22 protein-coding genes are annotated in these 23,977 nt (G+C 71.5%); 16 read left to right on the top strand and 6 right to left on the bottom strand.

The annotated features are described in order from the left end of the window. From IE212_RS12945 to IE212_RS12935, 3 genes are read left to right on the top strand one after another with little or no spacing between them, the layout of a single operon-like run. The gene (locus tag IE212_RS12945; RefSeq protein WP_190197940.1) at window positions 1–534 is read left to right on the top strand and encodes a PadR family transcriptional regulator; all 534 of its coding nucleotides are present in this window, start codon (window positions 1–3) and stop codon (window positions 532–534) included. Continuing rightward, complete coding sequence (locus IE212_RS12940) at window positions 531–1,217, top strand: ABC transporter ATP-binding protein (protein ID WP_190197939.1); 687 nt, start codon at window positions 531–533, stop codon at window positions 1,215–1,217. The genes IE212_RS12945 and IE212_RS12940 overlap by 4 nt, the downstream gene beginning before the upstream one ends. Next, complete coding sequence (locus IE212_RS12935; protein WP_190197938.1) at window positions 1,214–2,569, top strand: FtsX-like permease family protein; 1,356 nt, start codon at window positions 1,214–1,216, stop codon at window positions 2,567–2,569. The genes IE212_RS12940 and IE212_RS12935 overlap by 4 nt, the downstream gene beginning before the upstream one ends. 93 nt (window positions 2,570–2,662) lie before the next feature. Here the strand turns inward: IE212_RS12935 and IE212_RS12930 are convergent, their stop codons facing one another. Then, the gene (locus IE212_RS12930; protein ID WP_190197937.1) at window positions 2,663–3,199 is read right to left on the bottom strand and encodes an HNH endonuclease; all 537 of its coding nucleotides are present in this window, start codon (window positions 3,197–3,199) and stop codon (window positions 2,663–2,665) included. Between the two features lie 314 nt (window positions 3,200–3,513). Here IE212_RS12930 and IE212_RS12925 point away from each other — a divergent pair, with 314 nt between their 5' ends. The 9 genes from IE212_RS12925 (at window position 3,514) to IE212_RS35530 (ending at window position 14,478) form a co-directional block, all read left to right on the top strand. Continuing rightward, the gene (locus tag IE212_RS12925) at window positions 3,514–4,614 is read left to right on the top strand and encodes a mechanosensitive ion channel family protein (RefSeq protein ID WP_190197936.1); all 1,101 of its coding nucleotides are present in this window, start codon (window positions 3,514–3,516) and stop codon (window positions 4,612–4,614) included. A gap of 229 nt (window positions 4,615–4,843) precedes the next feature. Beyond that, window positions 4,844–6,055 carry an ROK family transcriptional regulator gene (locus IE212_RS12920; protein WP_190197935.1) on the top strand — a complete coding sequence of 404 codons (1,212 nt, stop codon included), beginning with the start codon at window positions 4,844–4,846 and terminating at the stop codon, window positions 6,053–6,055. 54 nt (window positions 6,056–6,109) lie between these two features. Beyond that, window positions 6,110–7,447, top strand: a complete 1,338-nt coding sequence (locus tag IE212_RS12915; protein ID WP_190197934.1) for an ABC transporter substrate-binding protein — start codon at window positions 6,110–6,112, stop codon at window positions 7,445–7,447. A 3-nt stretch (window positions 7,448–7,450) separates the two neighbouring features. Next, the gene (locus tag IE212_RS12910; protein WP_190197933.1) at window positions 7,451–8,395 is read left to right on the top strand and encodes a carbohydrate ABC transporter permease; all 945 of its coding nucleotides are present in this window, start codon (window positions 7,451–7,453) and stop codon (window positions 8,393–8,395) included. Then, window positions 8,392–9,285, top strand: a complete 894-nt coding sequence (locus IE212_RS12905; protein WP_190197932.1) for a carbohydrate ABC transporter permease — start codon at window positions 8,392–8,394, stop codon at window positions 9,283–9,285. The genes IE212_RS12910 and IE212_RS12905 overlap by 4 nt, the downstream gene beginning before the upstream one ends. A gap of 7 nt (window positions 9,286–9,292) precedes the next feature. Beyond that, the gene (locus IE212_RS12900; protein ID WP_190197931.1) at window positions 9,293–10,558 is read left to right on the top strand and encodes a 6-phospho-beta-glucosidase; all 1,266 of its coding nucleotides are present in this window, start codon (window positions 9,293–9,295) and stop codon (window positions 10,556–10,558) included. Further along, on the top strand, window positions 10,549–11,520 hold the full coding sequence (locus tag IE212_RS12895) for an N-acetylglucosamine kinase (RefSeq protein ID WP_190197930.1): 972 nt from the start codon (window positions 10,549–10,551) through the stop codon (window positions 11,518–11,520). The genes IE212_RS12900 and IE212_RS12895 overlap by 10 nt, the downstream gene beginning before the upstream one ends. Before the next feature lie 166 nt (window positions 11,521–11,686). Next, window positions 11,687–13,069, top strand: coding sequence for a phospholipase (locus IE212_RS12890; RefSeq protein ID WP_190197929.1), 1,383 nt, complete (start codon window positions 11,687–11,689; stop codon window positions 13,067–13,069). Window positions 13,070–13,209: 140 nt separating this feature from the next. Next, a complete protein-coding gene (locus IE212_RS35530; RefSeq protein WP_190197928.1) occupies window positions 13,210–14,478 on the top strand; it encodes a poly(ethylene terephthalate) hydrolase family protein in 1,269 nt (422 codons plus the stop codon). A 68-nt stretch (window positions 14,479–14,546) separates the two neighbouring features. Here IE212_RS35530 and IE212_RS12880 read toward each other — a convergent pair whose 3' ends face one another. Continuing rightward, a complete protein-coding gene (locus IE212_RS12880; protein WP_190197927.1) occupies window positions 14,547–15,032 on the bottom strand; it encodes a hypothetical protein in 486 nt (161 codons plus the stop codon). Between the two features lie 343 nt (window positions 15,033–15,375). Here IE212_RS12880 and ettA point away from each other — a divergent pair, with 343 nt between their 5' ends. Genes ettA through IE212_RS12865 form a run of 3 tightly spaced genes read left to right on the top strand, consistent with a single transcriptional unit; the run spans window position 15,376 to window position 18,121 of the window. After that, complete coding sequence (ettA, locus tag IE212_RS12875; protein WP_190197926.1) at window positions 15,376–17,040, top strand: energy-dependent translational throttle protein EttA; 1,665 nt, start codon at window positions 15,376–15,378, stop codon at window positions 17,038–17,040. A 2-nt stretch (window positions 17,041–17,042) separates the two neighbouring features. Further along, window positions 17,043–17,456 carry an acyl-CoA thioesterase gene (locus IE212_RS12870; RefSeq protein ID WP_190197925.1) on the top strand — a complete coding sequence of 138 codons (414 nt, stop codon included), beginning with the start codon at window positions 17,043–17,045 and terminating at the stop codon, window positions 17,454–17,456. Continuing rightward, on the top strand, window positions 17,453–18,121 hold the full coding sequence (locus tag IE212_RS12865; protein ID WP_190197924.1) for a DUF8185 domain-containing protein: 669 nt from the start codon (window positions 17,453–17,455) through the stop codon (window positions 18,119–18,121). Before IE212_RS12870 ends, IE212_RS12865 begins: the two co-directional genes overlap by 4 nt. A gap of 21 nt (window positions 18,122–18,142) precedes the next feature. On the opposite strand, the gene IE212_RS12860 is transcribed toward IE212_RS12865, so the two are convergent. Continuing rightward, window positions 18,143–18,556: a globin gene (locus IE212_RS12860; RefSeq protein ID WP_030237074.1), complete on the bottom strand. Its 414-nt coding sequence runs from the start codon at window positions 18,554–18,556 to the stop codon at window positions 18,143–18,145. 67 nt (window positions 18,557–18,623) lie between these two features. On the opposite strand from IE212_RS12860, the gene IE212_RS12855 reads away from it, so the two are divergent. Further along, a complete protein-coding gene (locus tag IE212_RS12855; protein ID WP_190197923.1) occupies window positions 18,624–19,607 on the top strand; it encodes a methyltransferase domain-containing protein in 984 nt (327 codons plus the stop codon). 12 nt (window positions 19,608–19,619) lie between these two features. Here the strand turns inward: IE212_RS12855 and IE212_RS12850 are convergent, their stop codons facing one another. From IE212_RS12850 to IE212_RS12840, 3 genes are all read right to left on the bottom strand, one after another. Next, entirely contained in the window at window positions 19,620–21,155 is a 1,536-nt protein-coding gene (locus tag IE212_RS12850; RefSeq protein WP_190197922.1) for an FHA domain-containing protein, read from the bottom strand. A 32-nt stretch (window positions 21,156–21,187) separates the two neighbouring features. Further along, window positions 21,188–22,534: a vWA domain-containing protein gene (locus IE212_RS12845; protein WP_190197921.1), complete on the bottom strand. Its 1,347-nt coding sequence runs from the start codon at window positions 22,532–22,534 to the stop codon at window positions 21,188–21,190. Window positions 22,535–22,633: 99 nt separating this feature from the next. Further along, window positions 22,634–23,974, bottom strand: coding sequence for a PP2C family protein-serine/threonine phosphatase (locus IE212_RS12840; RefSeq protein WP_190197920.1), 1,341 nt, complete (start codon window positions 23,972–23,974; stop codon window positions 22,634–22,636). Window positions 23,975–23,977 lie beyond the last annotated feature (3 nt).

Here is a 23,977-nt window from a genome sequence, read left to right as displayed (position 1 = left end):
ATGAGCACCCGCCACATCCTGCTGGGCCTGCTCGCCTCGGGGCCGAGCCATGGCTACGACCTCAAGCGACGCCACGACGAACGCTTCCCCCAGGCCCGCCCGCTGGCCTACGGGCAGGTCTACACGACCCTCCAGCGCCTCGTCCGCGACGGCCTCGCCGAGGTGGACGGCACCGATTCGGACGGCGGCCCGGAGCGGACGATGTACCGCGCGACCGGCGAGGGGACTCACGAGCTGTCCCGATGGGCCGCCGAGATCGCGCCGCCCGCGCCCTTCGTGACGAACGAGATCTTCGCCAAGGTCGTGGTCTCGATCCTCTCGGGCGGCGACCCGGCCGCGTACCTGAGCGCCCAGCGTGCCGCCCACATGGAGCGGATGCGGGAACTCACGGCGGTCAAGGCCGCCAAGGGCGCGGACCTGGCGACCGTGCTCTCGGCGGACTACGCCCTCAACCACCTCGACGCCGATCTCCGCTGGATGAGCACCACGGCGGCCCGGCTGACCACTCTGACCGCGGAGGTCGACGCAGTATGAGCAGACCCGTGCCTCTTCTCTCGGCGAGCGGCCTCACCAAGGCGCACGGCCGGACGCCCGCGCTGCGCGGTGCCTCGGTCGAGCTGCACGAGGGCGAGATCCTCGCGGTGACCGGCGCGAGCGGCAGCGGCAAGTCGACGCTGCTGCACTGTCTGGCCGGGATCGTCCGTCCGGACGAGGGTTCGGTGACGTACGACGGTCAGCGCCTGACGGACCTGCCCGAGAAGCGGCTGAGCGAGCTGCGGCGTACCGAGTTCGGTGTGGTGTTCCAGTTCGGGCAGCTCATCCCCGAGCTGACGGCCCTGGACAACGTCGCCCTGCCGCTGCTGCTGGCCGGCACCGACCGCGCCGGGGCCCGGGCCCGGGCCGGTGAGTGGCTGGAGCGGTTCGGGGTGCGCGGGCAGCAGGATCTGCGGCCGGGTGAGCTGAGCGGCGGCCAGGCCCAGCGGACCGCGCTGGCCCGGGCCCTGGTCACCGGCCCGAAGGTGGTGTTCGCGGACGAGCCGACGGGGGCGCTGGACTCGCTGTCCGGCGAGCAGGTCATGACGGCCCTGGTCCACACGGCCCGCGAGTCGGGCACCTCGGTCCTGCTGATCACCCACGACGCCCAGGTGGCGGCGTACGCGGACCGCGAGGTACAGCTTCGGGACGGCGCCGTGACGCCGCTGGGGGTGACGGCATGAGCTCCCTCCGTTCCGATCTGCGTCTCGCCTGGGAGCTCACCCGAGGTTCCGATCGCGGGGAGTGGTGGCGGGTCGCGCTGACGGCGGCGGGCGCCGCCCTGGCGACGGGGTTCGCGCTGGCCGCCGTCGCTCTGGCCTCGCTCCGGGGCAGTTACCGGGTGCCCGTCGCCGCGGGGTTGCTGGACGAGCCCGGCACGCGGTCCGGCGTGATCGTCGGCCTGCTGCTCCTGCTGGTGCCGGTGCTGGGCTTCCTCGGCCAGTGCGCCCGGATCGGGGCGGTGCACCGGGACCGGCGGCTGGCCGGGCTGCGGCTGGCCGGAGCGACGCCCTGGCAGGTGCGGCGGATCGCGGCGCTGGAGACCGGGCCGGCCTGTCTGCTGGGCTCGGCGGTCGCCACCGGCTTCTCGGTGCTGCTCCTGCTGCGCCAGTGGGACCGGCCGACCGCACTGGCCTGGGTGGGGATCGCGCTGGTGGCCGCCGCCGTACCGGTGCTGGGCGCGGTCGCGGGCGCGCTCGCCCTGCGCCGGGTGGTGGCCTCCCCGCTCGGCTGGGTGCGCCGGGTGGGGCAGCGTAACGGCCGAGGGCCGGGCCTGCTGTTCCTGGCGGGAATCCTGCTCGTCGCCGTGGTGGCGTTGCTGGCCGTGGCCACCACATCCACGCCTGCCGCCAACCGGCCGAACGGCGGGCCGCCGCTGCAACTGATGGGCATGGTCCTCGCGGTCGGCGCGGGCGCCGTGTGGCTCTCCGGGGCCACCGCCAAGGCGACCGGGCGGCTGCTCGCGGTCCGGGCCCGGTCGGCGGCGACGCTGATCGCGGCGGAACGGCTCCGCGACGATCCGTGGTCGGCCGCCCGCACCCACGCCGCGGTGCTCCTGGTGACGGTCGCCGGGACCGGCTTCCTGGGCATCCGGCAGGTGCTGAGCGACGTGGTGCATTCCGGGCGGAACCTCTCCGCGAGCACGTCGTACTACACCACCGGCCTCGACCTCACCGGCGCCGCCATCGCCGTCGCCTTCGCGATCACCCTGTCCGGCCTCGCCGTCGGCACCGCCGAGTCCCTGGCCACCCGCCGCCGGGGCCTGGCCGCGCAGGCCGCCGCCGGGGTGCCGCGCACGGTGCTCGGCCGGGCCCTGCTGCTGGAGACGGCGCTGCCACTCGCCCCCGCCATGCTGCTCTCCGGCCTGGGCGGGACGGCCATCGGCGCCTGGTACGCCCTGCTCGCCGGCCGGCCGGTGCCCTGGGTGATCGCCCTGGCGCCCGTCGCCGTCTACGCCGCCTGCCTGCTGGCCGCGGCCACCTCGCTGCCCCTGCTGCGCCGCTCGGTGCGCCCGGGGGAGCTGCGGTACGCGTAGGCGCCCTCCGCAGGGCGGGCCGGCCCGGGGGAACGGGGGTTCCCCGGGCCGGTCGGCCGACCGCACACGGCAATACGAAGGCCCGGATCCTCGTCAGGCGGAAATGCCGTCGATCCGGGCCATGGCGTCGTCCGCGCCGTACGGCTGCAAGTACGGCAGCCAGCGCGGGTCCCTATGGCCGGTCCCGATGATGCGCCAGGCGAGGCCGGTGGGCGGGGCGGGTTTGTGACGCAGCCGCCAGCCGATCTCGACGAGGTGCCGGTCGGCCTTCACGTGGTTGCAGCGGCGGCAGGACGCCACCACGTTGTCCCAGACGTGCTTGCCCCCGCGGCTGCGCGGGACGACGTGGTCGACGCTGGTTGCGACGCCACCGCAGTACATGCACCGGCCCCCGTCGCGGGCGAACAGCGCCCGGCGGGTCAGAGGAACGGGCCCCCGATAGGGAACCCGGACGAATCGCTTGAGCCGGACCACGCTGGGTGCGGGGACTGTGACGGTCGCGCTGTGCAGATAGGCGCCGGACTCCTCGAGGCATACGGCCTTGTTCTCGAGGACGAGGACGAGCGCGCGGCGGAGCGGTACGACACCTAGCGGCTCGTACGACGCGTTGAGGACCAGGACATGCGGCACGGATGCCTCCTTGGACGCCGGCGGCGCGTGGCTCGCGCCGGGACGATTCGTAGCCAGTCTCCCCTCATGCCTGGTGGAAGCGCCACCATGTCCCCGTAACGGGCTGAGAGTGTTTTCGACCACATCTGATTCATCCCCCGGATGGTGGCCGGTTCAAGCCCAGGTGAGCACGGTCTCTCCTTCACACATCCGGCAAGGGCACACACAATGCCCCGTTAGTGTGGTGGTTCTGCCCCTTCGGTGACCCATCCGTGACCTTGACCCCCGCAGGGCCACCGCACCGGGGCAGACCGCTGCACCTGGAGGTACCCGCCGTGTCCTTGTCCGCCGCCCTGCTCGCCGCCGGCCCGTCGCCGTCGCCGAACCCCTCGGACACAGAGACCCCGAGAGTCCCCTCGCTCCAGGACGCCCACGAGAAGGCGACGAGCGCCGCCGGCTGGGTCGAGCAGAACTGGTCGACGTGGCTCGCGATCGGCCTGCGCGTCCTGCTCATCGTGGTGATAGCGGCCGTGCTGAGGGGCGTCGTCCGGCGGGCGATCACCAAGCTGATAGACCGCATGAACCGGAACGTCCAGTCCGCGGACGGCAGCGCGCTGGGCGGGCTGCTGGTCAACTACGAACGCCGGCGCCAGCGCTCGCAGGCGATCGGCTCGGTGCTGCGGTCGGTGGCGTCCTTCCTGATCATGGGAACGGCCGCGCTGATGGTCCTGGGCACCTTCCAGATCAACCTGGCCCCGCTGCTCGCCTCGGCCGGTGTCGCGGGTGTGGCGATCGGCTTCGGCGCCCGCAACCTCGTCACGGACTTCCTCTCCGGCGTCTTCATGATCCTGGAGGACCAGTACGGCGTCGGAGACACCATCGACGCGGGCGTCGCCTCCGGCGAGGTGATCGAGGTGGGTCTGCGCGTGACCAAGCTGCGCGGCGACAACGGCGAGATCTGGTATGTCCGCAACGGCGAGGTCAAGCGCATCGGCAACCTCTCCCAGGGCTGGGCCACCGCCAACGTCGACGTCACGGTCCACGTCGGCGAGGACCTGGACAAGGTCAAGTCCACGCTCGACGAGGTCGCCGAGAAGATGGGCGCCGAGGAGCCCTGGAACGAACTGCTGTGGGGCCCGATCCAGGTCCTCGGCCTGGACAGCGTGCTGCTGGACTCCATGGTCGTGCGCGTCTCGGCCAAGACGATGCCCGGCAAGTCCCTGACCGTCGAGCGCGAGCTGCGCTGGCGGATCAAGCGGTCCTTCGACGCGGCGGACATCCGGATAGTGGGCGGCGCCACGGCCCCGGTGGAGGAGCAGCCCGCCGACCCGACAGCGGGGATGGCGGCCCCGTCGGCGTACGCGAACGCGACGTCACCGCAGTCGGCGGCGGCGTCCCCGCTCGCTCCGCCCGCGCCGACGAGCACCACGAAGTAGCAGCCGGCTCCACGGAAGAGGGCGGCACCCGGCAGGCCCGGGTGCCGCCCTCTTTCACATCTCCGGATGACGACAGGCCGTCCCCCATTGACGCCCGGCCGGCGCCGGGCTTACTTTCCTCCCCACCGATAGGAAACTTTCCTAACAGTCGATCGGGAGCGGTCGTCCAATGGACTTCCCCGCCTGATCACTGAGAGGCTGAGCAGCCGAAGGGCAGGTGTGGACTCGCATGGCAGGAACGGCCGGCACGCCGGGCACCCCGCGCGTCCTGCGCGCCATGAACGACCGGGCGGCCCTGGACCTGCTGCTGGAACACGGTCAGCTCTCCCGCACCAGGATCGGCAAGCTCACCGGCCTGTCCAAGCCGACCGCCTCGCAGCTCCTGGCCCGTCTGGAGGCGGCGGGTCTCGTCCTGGCCACCGGCACCACCGAGGGCCGGCCGGGTCCGGGCGCCCAGCTGTACGAGGTCAACCCGGCGGCCGGTTACGCCGCCGGACTCGACGTCACCCCCCAGCGGATCCTCGCCGCGGTCGCCGACATCACCGGCCGCACGGTCGGCCGCTTCGAACTGCCCACCCCCGGAAGGCGCACCGGCATCCCGGTCGTCCGGCAGGTCACCGACGCCCTGGACGGCGCGGTGAAGGCGGCGGGCCTCACCCGGGGCGACGTCCACCGCCTCGTCATCGGCACCCCCGGCGCCTTCGACCCCACCACGGGCCGCCTGCGCTACGCCTCCCACCTGCCCGGCTGGCACTCCCCGACCCTGCTGGAGGAGCTCGCCGCCGCCCTGCCGATGCCGTTCGAGTACGAGAACGACGTCAACCTGGTCGCGCTCGCCGAACAACGGCTCGGCGCGGCCCGGGGCCACGCGGACTTCGTGCTGCTGTGGAACCAGGAGGGCCTGGGCGCCGCCCTGGTCCTCGGCGGCCGGCTGCACCGCGGCTGGACCGGCGGCGCCGGCGAGGTCGGCTTCCTGCCGGTCCCTGGCACACCCCTGGTCCGCCAGGTCACCAAGGCCAACAGCGGCGGCTACCAGGAGCTGGCCGGTTCACAGGCCGTGCCGCGCCTGGCCCGGGACCTCGGCATCGAGGACATCCCGACGGGTCCGTACACCGAGGCCGCCGCACAACTGGTGGCCCGGGCCGCCCGGACCGGCGACGAACCGCACCGCGACCTCCTCCGGGCCTACGCGACCCGCCTGGCCACCGGCCTGGCCTCCCTCGTGTCGGTCCTGGACCCCGAGCTGGTCGTCCTGAGCGGCGCGTCCCTCACCTCGGGCGGTGAGCCGCTGCGCGCCCTGGTCCAGGCCGAACTGGAGGAGCTGGCCGCGTCCCGCCCGCGTCTGGTCGTGAGCGACGTCCGCGAAGACCCCGTGCTGCGCGGCGCGCTCGAGAGCGCCCTCGCGACCACGCGTGACGAGGTCTTCGACACCTCCCGCTGACTCCACCCCCTCCCAGCTTTTTCCTTCTTCCTCCGTGCCTCAGGGAGCCCTGCCATGCCCCAAATGCCCAGAATCGCGGCGCTCGCACTCGCCGCGTCCGCCTCCATCGCCCTCCTCGCCACCGCCTGTACCGGCCAGCCGGACGCCGGTCCGGGCGACGACGTCTCCAAGGAGACGACCCTCAACTTCTGGCACGCCTGGAGCGCGCCCTCGGAAGTGAGGGCCGTCAAGGACCTGGTCGCCGGATTCGAGAAGGCGCACCCCACCATCCATGTGAACGTCGTCGGCAACATGACGGACGACAAGATCAACCAGGCTCTGCGCACCGGCGGCGGCAAGGCCCCGGACGTCATCTCGTCGTTCACCACGAACAGCGTCGGGAGGTTCTGTTCCTCGGGTGCGCTCGTCGATCTCGACCCGTTCTTCGAGAAGTCCGGAATCGACCCGCGAAAGACCTTCCCGAAGGCGATGAACGAGTACACCCGGTTCGACGGCGACCGCTGCGCGGTCCCCCTGCTCGGCGACGCGTACGGCCTCTACTACAACAAGACAGCGTTCGAGAAGGCCGGCATCACGAGCCCGCCGAAGACCTGGTCGCAGTTCGAGAGGGACGCCAAGAAGCTGACGATCCCCCAGGGCGGCACCTTCAGGCAGCTCGGCTTCATGCCGAACTACCACGGCTGGGAGACGACCACCGAGCACTACCTCGGCCAGTTCTCCCCCCGGTACTTCGACAAGGACGGCAAGTCGAACGTCGCCGAGGACCCCGCCTTCGAGCAGGCGTTCAAGCTGCAGAAGAGGCTGGTCGACGAACTGGGCGGCTACCGCAAGCTGGAGACCTACCGCTCGAAGCTCGGCGACGAGTGGGGCCCCAAGCACCCCTTCCACACCGGCCAGGTCGCCATGCAGCTCGACGGCGAGTGGCGCCTGGGCATGGCCCTGGACAGCAAGCCGGACTTCGAGATCGGCGTCGCCCCGCTGCCCGTCCCGGACGACCGGGCCGACGAGTACGGCAAGGGCTACATCACCGGCACCATCGCCGGTATCGCCGCGACCAGCAGGAAGCAGAACGCGGCCTGGGAGCTGGTGAAGTACATGACGACGGACACGGACGCGGTGGTGGACTTCTCCAACGCGATCCACAACGTCCCGTCCACGCTCGCGGCCCTGAAGTCCCCGAAGCTGAAGTACGACCCGCGCTTCCGGACGTTCCTGGAGATCGCCGCGAACCCCGACTCCACCACCGCGCCCGCCTCCGTCAACGGCGGCGTCTACCTCACCACGATCCAGGAGTTCGGCTACGACTACGAGAGCGGCCGGGCCACCGACCTGAGGAAGGGCCTGAGGGAAACCGCCCGGCAGATCGACACGGACATCGCGCAGGCGAAGTAGGCCATGAGCACCCACACGTCGCGCGCGAAACACCGCCGCTCGGCCCTGCGCACCCTCGCCTTCCTCTCCCCCTGGCTGATCGGCTTCTCGGTCTTCTTCGCCTACCCCCTGATCTCCACCGTCTACTTCTCCTTCATGCGGTACGACGGCTTCAGGCCGCCGGTCTGGTCGGGCACGAAGAACTGGACGTACGTCTTCGAGCACTACCCGCTCTTCTGGCCCGCCCTGCGCAACACGCTGTGGCTGGTCGTCGTCATGGTCACGCTCCGGGTCGCCTTCGGCCTGGGCGTGGGCCTGCTGATCACCAAGATCAAGACCGGGACGGGCGTTTTCCGCACCCTGTTCTACCTGCCGTACCTCGCCCCGCCCGTGGCGGCCACCATGGCCTTCGCCTTCCTCCTCAACCCCGGCACGGGCCCGGTCGACTCGCTCCTCGACCGGGCCGGCCTGCCCACCCCGGGCTGGTTCAACGACCCCGCCTGGTCGAAGCCGGCCCTCACCCTGCTGGCCCTGTGGGGCATCGGCGACCTGATGGTCGTCTTCATGGCGGCGCTGCTGGACGTGCCGAAGGAGCAGTACGAAGCGGCGGAACTGGACGGCGCGGCCCCCTGGCAGCGCTTCCGCTACGTGACCCTCCCGAACATCTCACCGATCGTCATGTTCGCGGTCGTCACCGGCGTGATCCAGACCATGCAGTACTACACACAGCCCCTCGTCGCCGGAAAGGTGGCGTCGGGCGTGATCCAGGGCGCGGGCACCCAGTTCGAGCCCGGCTACCCGGACAAGTCCACCCTCACCCTCCCCCAACTCGTCTACAACCTGGGCTTCCAGCGCTTCGACTACGGCTCCGCCTGCGTGGTGGCGCTGGTCCTCTTCGCCCTCTCCATGGCCTTCACAGCCCTTCTGATGCGCCGCCGGGGCGGTCTGATCCAGGCAGGTGAGCGATGACGCGGGTACTCGACAGACCGCTGGAGCGGACGGCACCGCCCTCTCCCGCGGAACACACCGCCCGCCGCAGGGCGCTGCTGGAGTGGATCGCGCTCCACTCCCTGGGTGTCGCGGTGGCGCTCTTCTTCGCCCTCCCTTTCGTCTTCGTCGTCCTCACGTCCCTCATGAGCGACAGCCAGGCGCTGAGCCGCGACCTGATCCCGCACCCGTGGGAGTGGGACAACTACCACAGGGTCCTCGACACCCCCGGCTTCCTCACCTGGTGGAAGAACACCCTGCTCTACGCGGGTCTGGGCACGGCGCTCACGGTGATCTCCTCCATCCCGGTGGCCTACGCCCTCGCCAAGTTCCGCTTCCGCGGCCGCAACCTGGCCCTGATGCTGGTCATCTCGATGATGATGCTGCCGCCGCAGGTGATCGTCATCCCGATGTACCTGTTCTGGGCGAAGCAGCTGGATCTGTCCGGCACGCTCTGGCCGCTGCTCATCCCCATGGCGTTCGGCGACGCGTTCTCGGTCTTCCTGCTGCGCCAGTTCCTCACCACGATCCCCGACGAGTACCTGGACGCGGCCCGCGTGGACGGCTGCGGTGACCTGCGCACGCTGCTCAAGGTCGTGCTCCCGATGGCCAGACCGGGCATCGCCGCGGTGGCGCTCTTCCAGTTCTTCTACGCGTGGAACGACTACTTCGGCCCCCAGATCTACGCCTCGGAGAACCCGGGTGCCTGGACGCTCTCCTACGGCCTGGAGTCGTTCAAGGGCGCCCACCACACCGACTGGAACCTCACCATGGCGGCCACCGTCCTGGTGATGGCCCCCGTGATCCTCGTGTTCTTCTTCGCCCAGAAGGCGTTCGTGGAGGGTGTCACGCTCACCGGAGTGAAGGGTTAGTACTGACATGAAACTCACCGTGGTCGGCGCAGGCTCGACCTACACCCCCGAACTCGTGGACGGCTTCGCCCGCCTGAGGGACACCCTGCCCGTCGGGGAACTGGTCCTGATGGACCCCGACCGGCACCGGCTGGAACTGGTCGGCGGCCTCGCCCGCCGCATCCTCACCCGCCAGGGCCATCCCGCCCGGATCACCACCACCTCCGATCTCGACGAGGCGGTGGACGGGGCGGACGCGGTGCTCCTCCAGCTCCGCGTGGGCGGCCAGGCGGCCCGCGAGCAGGACGAGACCTGGCCCCTGGAATGCGGCTGCGTGGGTCAGGAGACCACCGGCGCGGGCGGCCTGGCCAAGGCCCTGCGCACGGTCCCGGTCGTCCTGGACATCGCGGACCGCGTACGCCGCACCAACCCGCACGCCTGGATCATCGACTTCACCAACCCGGTCGGCATCGTCACCCGCGCCCTGCTCCAGGCCGGCCACAAGGCGGTCGGCCTGTGCAACGTGGCGATCGGCCTGCAACGCAAGTTCGCGGCCCTGCTGGGCGTGCGGGCTTGCGAGATCCACCTGGACCACGTGGGCCTCAACCACCTCACCTGGGAGACGGCGGTACGCCTGGGCGGCCCGGAGGGCGAGGACGTCCTGCCGAAGCTGCTGGCCGGCCACGCCGGCACCATCGCGGCCGACCTGCGCCTGCCCCACGCCCTGTTGGACACCCTGGGCGTGGTCCCCTCCTACTACCTGCGCTACTACTACGCGCACGACGAGGTCGTACGAGAGCTCGGCACGAAGCCGTCCCGGGCGGCCGAGGTGGCGGCGATGGAACGGCGGCTGCTGACGATGTACGCCGACCCGGCCCTCGACGAGAAGCCGGAACTGCTCGCACAGCGGGGCGGCGCCTACTACTCGGAGGCGGCGGTGGACCTGGCGGCGGCGCTGCTGGGCGGCGGCGGCACTCCGTACCAGGTGGTGAACACGTACAACCGGGGCACGCTCCCGTTCCTCCCCGACGACGCGGTGATCGAGGTCCAGGCGGCGGTGGGCGCGCAGGGCGCGTCCCCCCTCCCCGTCCAGCCGGTGGACCCGCTCTACGCGGGCCTGATGGCAGGCGTGACGGCATACGAGGAACTGGCCCTGGAGGCCGCCCTGCACGGCGGCCGGAACCGTGTCGCCCGCGCTCTCCTCGCCCACCCCCTCATCGCCCAGTACACGTACGCCGAGGCGCTCACCGACAGGCTGATCGCACACAACCGGGAGTACCTCACGTGGGCCTGACGGCACGTGTCCTCGCCATCGACGCCGGCAACAGCAAGACGGACGTCGCGATCGTGACGGCCGACGGAGAGGTCCTGTCCACGGTGCGCGGAGGCGGCTTCCGGCCGCCGGCCGTGGGCCTGGACACGGCGATGGACACGCTCGCCGCCACGGTGACGCGGGCCCTCACCCGCGCCGGTCTCACCTCCGTCGACCACGTCTCGGCCTGCCTCGCCAACGCCGACTTCCCGGTCGAGGAGGAACAACTGGCGGCCGCGCTGCGGGCCCGCGGGTGGGGTGCGACGGCAACGGTCCGCAACGACACCTTCGCGATCCTGCGCGCGGGTGTCACCGAACCCCGAGGGGTCGCCGTCGTCTGCGGCGCCGGCATCAACTGCGTCGGCATGCGTCCCGACGGCCGCACCGCCCGCTTCCCCGCGCTGGGCCGGGTCTCGGGCGACTGGGGCGGCGGCTGGGGCCTGTCGGAGGAGGCGATGTGGCACGCCTCCCGCGCGGAGGACGGCCGGGGACCCGCCACGGCCCTGGCCGCCACCCTCCCCGCCCACTTCGGCCTGCCCTCCGTGTACGCCCTGGTCGAGGCCCTGCACCTGGGCCACGTGGCACAGTCCCGGCGCCACGAACTGACCCCGGTCCTGTTCGCGACGGCCGCCGACGGCGACCCGGTCGCCCGCACGATCGTGGACCGCCAGGCGGAAGAGGTCGTCTCCATGGCGGTGGTGGCCCTGACCCGCCTGAACCTCCTGGACGAACCGACGGCCGTCCTCCTCGGGGGAGGCGTCCTGGCCGCCCGGCACCCGCAACTGAACAACGGCATCACCGCCTTGCTGGCCGACCGGGCCCCGAAGGCGGTCCCCCAGGTCGTCGCGGCGAGCCCTGTTCTCGGCGCGGCACTGCTGGGACTGGACAGCGTGGGATCGGGTCAGGGGGCGCAGGAGCGGTTGCGGGCGCACTTCGGAGGGTGATGGCTGCCCGCATTGATGCGCTCATCGCATGGACAGATCTCGGTTCGATGCTGGACACCGATCGGCTGATGCTCCGAAACTCTCGCGTAACACCTCGGCCTGCCCGCTTCGCGGGCCCTGCTGACCGGCGCCATCTCCCCGTGCCCGCCGACCGAGACGAGGACCCATGCAAGGCATCAGCAGACGTACGGCCCTCGCCGTGACCGCCGGCGCGGTCGCGGCGCCGGCCCTGCACACAGCACCCGCCACCGCCGCCGGCGCACCCGAAGAACGACGAACAACCGCCGGACCCAACCCGGTTCTGCGAGCGGATCTCATCACGCGGGTGACACCGAGGAACAACTGGCTGGTGACAGCCGTGGCCCTCCAGTACGCGCGCCGCATCGACTTACGCGGCGGTGCGGTCCCGCCCTCGGCCTTCGCGGTGAAGGCCACTGTGGGCGGGCGGACAGCGGCTCGCACGGTGACCCGGGTGTACTCCGGCACCGCCGCCGAAGTGGACGGCCGATCCCACCCCGGACGGCCGGGCAACCGGCTGATCATCGAACTCGACCCGAACGACTCCAACGCGCGGGCGGCCGGCACCGACCCCCTTCCGCTCGACCGCGCCTACTCCGTCACCCAGGTGGCGGACGTGCACACCCCGGACGGTGAACCGGTGCTCAGGGCCGGCCCGTTCGCGGTCCGCAACGACGGTGTCATCACTCCCGTGGCCGACGACTTCACCGCCGGTTCCTTCACCGACTCCACGGGTTTCGAACTGAACTTCCGGCTGTACCGGCCGGCGGGCTTCGTCCGCGCTCCGCATACGCGCACCCGGTACCCGCTCGTCGTCACCCTGCACGGCGGTGGCGAGGTCGCGGACAACAACATGACCCAGCTCACCTCCAACCGGATAGCCGTCACGTTCGCCAAGCCGGAACGCCGGCGCCGCGACCCCGCGTTCGTCCTCGCCCCGCAGATCCCCCTGCCCCGCCCCATGGACGGACCCGACGGCACGGACTGGACCGACGCCAAGGTCCAGGGCGCGCTGACCGAACTCATCGACACCTTCGTACGCGAGCACAGCCGGAACGTGGACACGTCCCGGCTCTATCTGGTCGGCCTGTCCTCGGGGGCACGCGGCATCTACAGCCTGCTGGCGAAACGGCCCGCCCAGTTCGCGGCCGCCCTGCCCACGGCCGGCTGGGGCGACCCGGCCACCATGGACAAGCTCACGCACATCCCGATCTGGGCCGACCACTCCGTCGACGACCCGGTCGTCCCCTACCGGGAGGGCCGGTTCGGCAAGCCCGGCACCTGGACTCTGATGAACGCGCTGGAGACCGCCGGCGCACGGGTCACCCGGGGCGAATGGGCCAATGACCTGCCGAAGGCAGAGTTCGAGGCACGGTCCCGGGCGCTCCTGCGGCAGGCCCGGGCCACGCGCAGCCACACCCTGTTCACGAGTTACACGGCCGGGACGACACCGCTGAACCCACACCTCTCATGGGCCCAGACCTACGAGAACGACGTGGTCATCGACTGGCTCTTCGCACAGTCCCTCTAGTCCGCATTCCTCACGCACGGGCGTAACTCGCTGTCCGGTCACCGCGCTCCCCACCGCCATCCGGAGGTAAAGCAATGCGTCCATCCCGTCGCCCCACCCGCACGACCGCGCCGCCACGGACCCGGCCCCGCCCCCGTGCCGTGACAGCGCTGATCTCACTGGCCACCACCATCGGCCTGGCACTGACGCTGCTGACCGTCGCCGCCCCACCGGCGGCCGCCGCCGACCTGCTGTCCCAAGGCCGTCCGGTGACCGCCTCGTCCACCGAGAACGCGTCCACCCCCGCATCGGCGGCGGTCGACGGCAACACCGGAACCCGCTGGTCGAGCGCGTTCAGCGATCCCCAGTGGCTGACGGTCGACCTGGGCACCACCGCCACCATCAGCAGGGTCGTGCTGCGCTGGGAGACCGCGTACGCCCGCAGGTTCCAGATCCAGACCTCCGACGACGGCACGGCCTGGACCACCATCCACTCGGCCACGGCCGGCACCGGCGGCGTGCAGACCCTCGACGTCACCGGCAGCGGCCGGTACGTACGCGTCCACGGCACCCAGCGTGGCACCGCCTACGGCTACTCCCTGTGGGAGTTCCAGGTGTACGGCACCCGCGGCACCACACCCGGTGAGGGCATCCCGGACCCCTCGACCGCTTCCCTCGAGGCCGCGGCCGGGCCGCTGACCACCGCCACCTACACCGTCCCCGACCCGAGCGGATACGGCTCCGGCACGGTCACCTACCCGACAGCCGGCGGCTCCTACCCGGGCGTCGTACTGATGCCGGGGTACCAGGGCACCCAGCAGAACCTCCAGTGGCTGGCGCCCCGTCTCGCTTCCTGGGGCTTCGTCGTCCTCAACGTCGGAACCAACACGCTCACCGACGACCCCGCCTCCCGCGGGCGGCAGATCACCGCCGCCGGCACCCAGTTGCTCGCCCTCGGCGCCGCCACCGGCAACCCGCTGTCGGGGAAGGTCAACGGCACGCTGGGCGCGGTCGGGCACTCGATGGGCGGGGGCGGCGTCATGGCGGCCCTCCGGGACGACGCGCGCTTCCGGGCGGGCGTGCCCACCGCCCCGTACTACCCGAACGGGAACTTCTCCGGGGTCACCGACCCCACCTTCTTCCTGACCTGCCAGAGCGACCCCGTCGCCCACGGCAACAGCTACGCGCTGCCCTGGTACAACTCCATGTCACAGTCCGAGAAGCTCTACATCGAGGTTCCGGGCGACCACCTGTGCCCGATGACGGGCTCCGGCGACAAGGCCAAGCAGGGCAAGTGGATCGTGTCGTTCCTCAGCCACTGGCTGCGCGCCGACACCCGCTTCACCCCGTTCCTGTGCGGCCCCGCACGTGAGGCCGACAAGAACGACCCGTCCCTGGTCACACGCTGGATGGACACCTGCCCACTCTGACCGGCCGGCTGGGAGCGCCCCGTACGGCCGTACCGGAACACGCTCCACGGACGGCCGGCCGGGGCGCCTCACAGGTGCGACAGGAGGAGGTGACACTCCGGGTGATCCGGCACGGGGCGGTTGATGTCGTAGACCATGAAGGACGAGATTTCGTTGTTCAAGCTGATCGGGTAACCGATCCCGCTCACGATCATGTCGCGCACGTCACTGACCTGCGTGTTCGCGGGGATGTGCACGCAGGTTCCGCCGTAGCCCTTCTCGGTGTACACAAAGAGGTCGACCGGGGATTGCCCTCCGCCGGTGGTGCTCAGCGAAGAAATCCGGTTGTCCCAGTTCCCGCTACAGAACCAGCAGCTCAGCCCCTCCTTGGACAGGTCCGGGATCAACGCGTATCCCTGGCTCCACACATCCTTGTCCAGCTTCCAGCTCTGATACCCCGTGGCGTCCCAGAACTGGGCGCGGGGCGTCCCAGCGGCAGCCGCCGTACCAGGGCTGGTGACTATCGCCACCCAAGCCAACGCGAACGCGGCGAGGGCGGAGAGCAGACGACGCACGATGGTCCTCCTCGGGCCGGCGACAAGGCACGCACCTGAGCAGGTCGCCAACTCCCCCCAGGCTCCGAACCGCAGCATGCCCGCCGAGCAGCAGCCGCACGAGAGCGCGAGGATGCAGGCGAGGCGCAGCGGCGGCGACGGTCACGCCCCCTCGCTCAGGGGCGCGTGAAGGATGACCTCGCCGGACATCTGCCACCGGCAGCGACAGGCGCGTCTCAGCCGCCCACCGCGAGAACCCCAGGTCAGCCGCCCCCGGCCATACTCGTTTCCGCCCAGGGCTGGCGGTACGGCAAGATGGGGTGTATCTGCCCACTGCCAGATTCAAGCTGCCGGACGGTTTCTCTTGGCTGAGTTCATTTACACCATGCGCAAGGCGCGCAAAGCGCACGGCGACAAGGTGATCCTCGACGACGTGACGACCAGCTTCCTGCCGGGGGCGAAGATCGGCGTCGTCGGCCCGAACGGCGCCGGCAAGTCGACGATCCTGAAGATCATGGCCGGTATCGAGCAGCCGTCCAACGGTGACGCCTTCCTCACGCCCGGTTACACGGTCGGCATCCTGCTCCAGGAGCCGCCGCTGAACGAGGACAAGACCGTCCTGGAGAACGTCCAGGAGGGTGTCGCCGGGATCAAGGGCAAGCTCGACCGGTTCAACGAGATCGCCGAGCAGATGGCGACCGACTACACCGACGAGCTCATGGAGGAGATGGGCAAGCTCCAGGAGGACCTCGACCACGCCAACGCGTGGGACCTGGACGCCCAGCTGGAGCAGGCCATGGACGCCCTGGGCTGCCCGCCCGGCGACTGGTCCGTCACCAACCTGTCCGGTGGTGAGCGCCGCCGCGTCGCGCTGTGCAAGCTGCTGCTGGAGCAGCCCGACCTGCTGCTGCTCGACGAGCCCACCAACCACCTCGACGCCGAGTCGGTGAACTGGCTGGAGCAGCACCTGGCCAAGTACCCGGGCACCGTCGTCGCGGTCACCCACGACCGGTACTTCCTCGACAACGTCGCCCAGTGGATCTGCGAGGTCGACCGCGGTCGCCTCTACCCCTACGAGGGCAACTACTCCAAGTACCTGGAGACCAAGGCCGCCCGCCTCAAGGTCGAGGGCCAGAAGGACGCCAAGCGGCAGAAGCGCCTCAAGGAAGAGCTCGACTGGGTTCGCTCCAACGCCAAGGGACGGCAGGCCAAGTCCAAGGCGCGTCTGGCCCGGTACGAGGAGATGGCCGCCGAGGCCGACAAGATGCGGAAGCTGGACTTCGAAGAGATCCAGATCCCGCCGGGCCCGCGTCTGGGCAACGTCGTCGTCGAGGTCAACAACCTGACCAAGGGCTTCGGCGAGAAGCTGCTCATCGACGACCTCAGCTTCACGCTGCCGCGCAACGGCATCGTCGGCATCATCGGCCCGAACGGTGCCGGCAAGACCACCCTGTTCAAGATGATCCAGGGCATCGAAGAGCCCGACTCCGGCTCCATCAAGGTCGGCGAGACCGTCAAGATCTCGTACGTCGACCAGAGCCGCGAGAACATCGACCCGAAGAAGACGCTGTGGGCCGTCGTCTCCGACGAGCTGGACTACATCAACGTGGGCCAGGTCGAGATGCCGAGCCGTGCCTACGTCTCCGCGTTCGGCTTCAAGGGCCCGGACCAGCAGAAGCCGGCCGGGGTGCTCTCCGGTGGTGAGCGCAACCGGCTGAACCTCGCGCTCACCCTCAAGCAGGGCGGCAACCTGCTGCTCCTCGACGAGCCGACCAACGACCTCGACGTCGAGACCCTCTCCAGCCTGGAGAACGCGCTGCTGGAGTTCCCCGGCTGCGCCGTGGTCGTCTCCCACGACCGGTGGTTCCTGGACCGCATCGCCACCCACATCCTCGCCTACGAGGGCGAGTCCAAGTGGTTCTGGTTCGAGGGCAACTTCGAGTCGTACGAGAAGAACAAGGTAGAGCGGCTCGGCCCGGACGCCGCCCGTCCGCACCGCGCCACCTACAAGAAGCTGACCCGGGGCTGATCTTGCGGCACATCTACCGCTGCCCGCTGCGCTGGGCGGACATGGACGCGTACGGCCACGTCAACAACGTGGTGTTCCTGCGCTACCTGGAGGAAGCCCGTATCGACTTCCTGTTCCGCCCGGAGAAGGACTTCCAGCAGGGGTCCGTGGTGGCACGCCATGAGATCGACTACAAGCGGCAGCTGGTCCATCGGCACACCCCCGTGGACATCGAGTTGTGGGTCACGGAGATCAGGGCCGCGTCCTTCACCCTCACGTACGAGGTGAAGGACGACGACCTGGTCTATGTCCGGGCCTCGACGGTGATCGTGCCGTTCGACTTCGAGGCACAGCGGCCACGCCGGATCACCGCGGAGGAGCGGGAGTTCCTCCGCGAGTACATGGACGACGCCGAGGAGGAGGCCGTCGCCGCATGACGGTGCTCCACCTCGCCGACGAGGGGGAGGCCGCGGATCTCGCGGCCTTCCTCTCCCGGCTGCTCCACTACGACCGCGGGGCCGCGGTGCGCCTCCAGGCCGCCGGCACCGCGCTGGCCGTCTTCGGGCGGCCGCCGTCCTTCGAGGTGCTGGCGGTGCGCGCGGTGCGGCTGGGCAAGCCGTACGAGAAGGGCCTCGACGTCACGCTGGACGTGACCGTGTCCGCCGGGGAGTTCCTGGAGTCGGTGGACGAGAAGGCCGGCACGGTCGTCGTTCCGGACGCCGTGACCGGGCCGCCGTGGGCGGGTGTGCTGCCGCCGCGCAGTGGCTGGCGGCCCGAGCCGGGGCTGCCCGCGCCCGATGCCCTCCGATCGCTCGTGGCCGCCGCGGTCGCCGAGTTCCGTTCGCGTACGCGGGACTTGCCCGACGAGCGGCGTACCAGGGCGGAGCTTGACCGGATCGGCGGGGACATCTGGTCTCGGACGGTCGGCGACACCCGGCTCCCGGTACGCGCCGTGCACGCGGCACAGTCCCTGGGCTTCCTGCGGCCCGACGTGCCGTTGGCGCTGTTCTCGTCGGGCGCGTGGCTCAGGCTGCGCACTCCGTACGGGTCCGTCGCCGTGCGGCGGGCGGGGCTCGGGGCGCTGGACGTCAGCGTCCGCTGACGTCCGTCCCGCAAGACGGCGTCAGCCCGGGGTGTTCACCATCGAGGCCGCCGCGTACGTCAGGTAGTTCCACAGCGTGCGCTCGTGCTCCTCGGACAGTCCGAGCTCCTCGACGGCGACCCGCATGTGCTTCAGCCAGGCGTCGTGCGCCGCCCGGTCGACCGTGAAGGGCGCGTGCCGCATCCGCAGGCGCGGGTGGCCGCGGTTGTCGCTGTACGTCGTGGGCCCGCCCCAGTACTGGATGAGGAACAGCGTGAGGCGCTCCTCGGCCGGCCCCAGGTCCTCCTCCGGGTACATGGGCCGCAGCAGCGGGTCCTCGGCGACTCCCTCGTAGAAACGGTGGACGAGCCGACGGAAGGTCTCCTCCCCGCCGACCTGCTCGTAGAAGGTCTGCTCCTGAAGCGTGCCACGCCGAATCTCATTCACGCCCTCCATGGTCTCAGACGCGTGGACATAGGACTCAAGGCCTAGGACCGGCACCGGCTGCCCTTACTGTGGGGTTATGGGCGGGCATGCTCCCGACAGGGAATCGGACGATCTCGCCGCCTCAGCGCGGGCGGGACTGGTGCGCCGGATCGACGCGAGCGGGGCCTGGGCCACCGACCCGGTGTGGCGGGAGGCGTTCGCGGCGGTCCCGCGCCACCTCTTCGTGCCGTACTACTACGTCGGCGTCGCGGGCGGCTACGAACGCCGGTGGGGTGAGAGCCCCGACCCGCGGGCGCGTGAGCGGTGGATACGGGGCGCCTACGAGGACACCCCGCTGGCGACCCGGCTGCGCGACGGCGAACTGCTGTCGTCCAGCAGCCAGCCCTCCCTGATGGCGGACATGCTGGCCGCGCTGCGTGTGGAGGACGGGAACACCGTCCTGGAGATCGGCGCGGGCACGGGCTACAACGCCGCGCTGCTGGCGCACCGGCTGGGCGACGACAAGGTCACCACCGTCGATCTCGACCCGGAGATCACCGAGTCGGCCCGCCGGCACCTGGCCGCCGCCGGGTACCGCCCGGTCGTGGTCACGGGCGACGGCGCCCGGGGCGTGCCCGAGCGCGCGCCGTTCGACCGGATCATCGCCACGTGCGCGCTGAGCACCGTGCCACGGCCGTGGCTCGCCCAGAGCCGCCCCGGGGGCCGGATCCTCCTGCCGCTCGCCACCGGCCTGGTGGTGCTCACGGTGCGCGACGCCGGCCACGCCGAAGGGCGCTTCCTGCACACGCCCGCCTATTTCGTACCGCTGCGCGGCGTGAGCCGGCCCGGGGGCGAGCCGCTCCAGCTGGGCGGTGTGCCGTGCCGGGCCAGGGAGGACGACCTGTTCCGCTTCCTGCTGGCCCTGACCCGCGGCAGTCTCGACCCGCAGGAGGCGCACGCCCTGTGGGAGCAGGAGGGCAGGCCGCAGCGTGAGCGCTACGGCATCACGGTGAGCGGTGACCGGGAGTGGGCCTGGCTGGACGACCCGGAGGGGCCGTACGCCTGGCCCCTCCCGTCCTGATGCCCAAGCCCCTCAGCCGCGACGGATCGTGATCGTCGTCCAGGCGCCGACGTGCACCCGGTCGCCGTCCTGCAGCGGAACGGGGACGAACGGCTGGATCGGTTCGTCCGAGCCGTTGACCGTCGTGCCGTTCGTCGAGTTCTGGTCGACGACCGCCCAGCTGCCGTCGGGCTGCTGGACCAGCACGGCGTGCTGGTGGGAGACGCCCGGGTCCTCCGGCGGCACCGACAGGTCGATGTCGGGGGTGTCGCCGGTGGAGTGCCGGCGGCGGCCGATCGTGAGCTGGTTGCCGGTGAGCCTGCGCTGCTGCTCGGGCGAGTACGCGGGCAGGTTGAGGCCCGCGGCCTCGGGGCCCGAGCGCTGCATCATCGCCATGAAGTACTCGCGGTCCGGGCCGATGGTCGCGGTCCATGTCGCCGGCCCCTGGGGTGCCTGGGGCTGCTGCGGGAAGCCACCGGGTCCGGGGGGTGCCTGGGTCGCGCCGGGCTGCGGGTAGCCGTAGCCGCCGCCCTGACCGCCCTGGCCGCTGGGCGACGGCGGCGGGATCACCCAGTCGTCGTCACCGCCGCCGAAGGACTGTCCGCCCTGGGGCGGCCGCTGGGTCTCCTGCGGGAATCCGGGCGGGGCCGGCGGAGCGGAGGCGGACTGCTGGTAGCCCTGCGGGGCGCCACCGGGTCCACCGGGCGGACCACCCGGACCACCCGGACCACCAGGACCAGGACGACCTGGACCGCCGGGGCCTCCGGGGCCACTCGGCCCGGAAGGGCCTCCGAAACCACCGGGGCCACCCGGGCCACCAGGTCCGGGAGGACCGCCGAAACCACCGGGGCCACCCGGGCCACCAGGGCCACCGGGAGGACCGCTCGGGCCACCCGGACCACCAGGTCCCGAAGGGCCGCCGAAACCGCCGGGGCCACCCGGGCCACCAGGTCCCGAAGGACCGCCGGGGCCACCCGGACCACCGGGGCCACCGGGAGGACCGCTGGGGCCGGGAGGGCCACCGCGTCCGCCCGGGCCGGGATTGCTCGGCGGGTCGCCGAACGGCGGGATCGGCTCGGCCGGGCGGTTCACCTGCGACGGGCGGGAGCTCTGGTACTCGTACGAGTCACCGCCGCCGAAGGGAGGTCCGGACGGACCGGACGGACCCGGCCGGCCCGGCGGCTGGAAGCGTCCGCCCGGGCCGGGGGACGTCGGGGGCGGAGCGGCGGGCGTGTACGAGGTCGCCGTGTTGGTCAGGAAGTTCCACCGGCACTCCTCGCAGAACGGGGCGCCGCCCTCACGCGGCGTACGGCACTGCGGGCAGAGCTCCGGCTCGGCGTTCGGCACGGAGGAGAGGTGCGGAGGTCGTCCACCGGGCTGACCACCAGGGCCGCCCGGGCCACCAGGGCCGCCGGGAGGGCCGCTGGGGCCGCCGGGGGGCGGGAAGCCGTAGCCGCCGCCGGGCGGGGGCGGCGGAGGAGGCGGAGGCACGGCACCCGCCATGCGGTGACCGCAGACCTCGCACCAGTCGTCGGAACCCGACTGGTGTCCGTTCGGGCAGGTCGGCATGTCGGCGCGTCCCTCCTTCGATCTCTTCTAGGTCACTTCTTCACGCGGACAGTCTTGGTGGACCGGGTCTCGAGCGTCATCTCGTCGGCCTCCTCGACCTTCGCCTTCAGTCGCACAGTACCTGTCGCGGCATCGACCACGTCCACCACCTTCGCAAGCAGTTTCGCAGTATCCGCGTTCCCGGAGGCACTCGCGAGCTGAACGGCCCGGCCCAGTTTGGCCGTTGCTCCATCCAAATCTCCCACTTTGCGAAGATCCATCCCTTGCTGGATGGCTTGCGCCAGTTCGGCCTGCCCGGTGTAGTGGGCGACTTGGGGATTGATCGACGTCGAGGCCACCATGTCGTCCGTCCACACCGCCCGCACCAGGCCCTGCGCCCCGAGGTTCTGGAAGCTGCCGTCGGGCTGCGGAATGACCAGCGAGATGCGGGCCGCCAGCATCTCCTGCCCGATGTTCGCGGCCGGGACCTCGACGCAGACGTGATAGTCGCGGGACTCGTCCCCCCAGGAACCAAGGGGGTAGTCGCCGGCCCGGGGGCCCGCCTCGCTGCGCCGGCCGGTCAGATCCTCGACCGTCGGGGCGACCTGCTTGACGAACCTCACAGTGGTGTCGACCGGGGTCCACAGCCGCAGCGAGACGTCCGCGACCTCCTTGCCCATCGCCGTTTCCATCATGTGCGTGAAGTCGGCGGCGAGCCCGGCCGGGTCGGCGACGATGTCGGCGGTGCCGAGCAGGGCGGAAGCGATCCCTGTGACTTCTTTCACTTCCCAGTCCGTGCCCACGCCGCGCGCGTCACAGGTGAAGCGGCCCGCGCACGCGTCGAGCGCGGCCTTCAGGTCCTCGGGCGACTCGTGCTCGTTGCGGCCGTCGGTGAGGAGGATGCCGTGCCGGATGGCGACGTCCGCGGAGGACAGCAGGCGGTCGGCCAGCTTCAGCCAGGTGCCGATGGCCGTGCCGCCGCCCGCGCTGAGCGAGCGCAGCGCCTGCTTGGCCTGGGCGCGGGTGGTGGCGTCGGCGACCGCCAGGCCCCCGCCGCCCGGATAGACCTCCTTGGCCACGTGCGTCCCGCCGATCACCGCGAAGTGCACGCCGTCGCGCAGAGTGTCGACGGCCGCGGCCGTGGCGTCCCGGGCGTTGCGCATCTTGGTCGGCGGGTAGTCCATCGACCCGGAGCAGTCCACCATGATCGCAACGGCCGCGGACGGGCCCTGGCCGGCTGAGTAGAGGTGGGGTGCCGAGACGGCGCTGCCGACCGTGCCGCCGCCGGTCGCCGTCACCGTGACGATCGCGTTGACCTCGCCGGCGCCCTCCGGCAGGTACTCGTTCTGGTACACGTCCACCGAGAACCGGGGCACGTTCGACTTCGAGAAAACGGCCATGCTGCTTCGATCCCCCTCCAAAGCCCCCGCCGGGAGCGGGGTGATGACGGTAGGCGGACCGGTCCCCTCCGGTCCGCCGAGGCGTCCCCGTACGCGGCCTCAGGCCGATCCTGCCCCCTGGGAGACCGCCGGGAACGGCACGAGGGCCACTGTTACGTTGTCGTGGCCCCCGCCGTCCAGGGCATGGCCGACGAGCACCCGGGCACTGTGCAGCGGATGGGTGGCGGCGTCGAACGGGACGACCCGGGCCATCTCCTCGGCCGCCTCCGCGTAGTTCCACAGCCCGTCCGTGCAGACCACGACGACGCCCGGCCGGTCCGGCTTGAACGCGGCGGTGTGCGGTTCCAGTTCGTAGGCGTCGGCGCCCAGCCAGCCGGTGATCGCGTGGGCGCGCTCGTCGGCGTAGGCCTCGGCCTCGCTCATCAGGCCGGCGGCGACCATCTGCGCGGCCCAGGAGTCGTCCTCGGTGAGCCGGGCGGGGGGTGCGCTCCGGTCGGCCGGGACCCAGTAGGCGCGGCTGTCGCCGACCCAGCCGACGACCAGCAGGCCCGACGTCACCACGGCGCCGACGATGGTGCACGCGGGGGCGTTCTGGTGCGGGGCGTGCTCACGGGCCGTGGCGGGTTCCTGAGCGAGCGAGTTGACGGCCTGTGAGGCGGCGACGATCGCTTCGTGCATGGCCTGCTGCGGGTGCGTGCCGCGCGGCAGGGCGGCCAGCAGTGTCTCGCTCGCCGCCTTCGACGCCGCCATCGAGGCGGCGTCGGGGCGGGTCGCCGAGGAGACGCCGTCGCAGACGATCGCCACGGAGACCGGCGAGCCGTCCGGGAGCGTCGTCGTGCCGATGGCGAACGCGTCCTCGTTGCGGTGGTGGCGCAGGCCGCGGTCGCTGACCGCGGCCACCGGGCCGGACTCCTGCTCCATGTGGTCCCGTTCGCGCGGCTGGGCGTGGCCGCAGTTCTCGCAGTAGCCGTCGTCGTCCACGCGGCCGGCCCGGCAGGCGACGCAGACCTTGCCGCCGGCGCCCGCGACCTGCGCCGCGGGGTCGGCGGACACCCGTGGGTCCGGTGCCTGGAGGAGGTACTCGTCGGGCTGCTGTCCAGGGTGGGTCTCCGGCCGGGCGGCATCGCTCCCGGGTGGCGCGGGCTGCCCGTCCGGCCGCCGGTCGAACCGTACGCCGGTGGCCGGGGCGGCCGGCGGAGCGCTCGGGGGCGGTGGCGCCGGCCAGGACGCGCCGGCGGGTGGCGCCGACGGTGGCTCGGGATACTCACCGGCCGGCGCGCCCTGGGCGGGCAGCGAGCCGTTCATGGTGATGGTCGGGTTGTCCTGAGGCCGTGCGGGCACGGCGGACAGGTCATATCCGCACGCGCCGCAGAAACGGTCACCCGTGTCGAGGGGTTCCTCGCAGCTCGGGCAGGCGGACAACTGGTGCATCTGGGACATCAA

The organism is Streptomyces djakartensis, assembly GCF_014651075.1.
Taxonomy (GTDB): domain Bacteria; phylum Actinomycetota; class Actinomycetes; order Streptomycetales; family Streptomycetaceae; genus Streptomyces; species Streptomyces djakartensis.
Note: the sequence above shows the minus strand (reverse complement) of the source record. Positions and strands in the feature narration are given on the sequence as shown.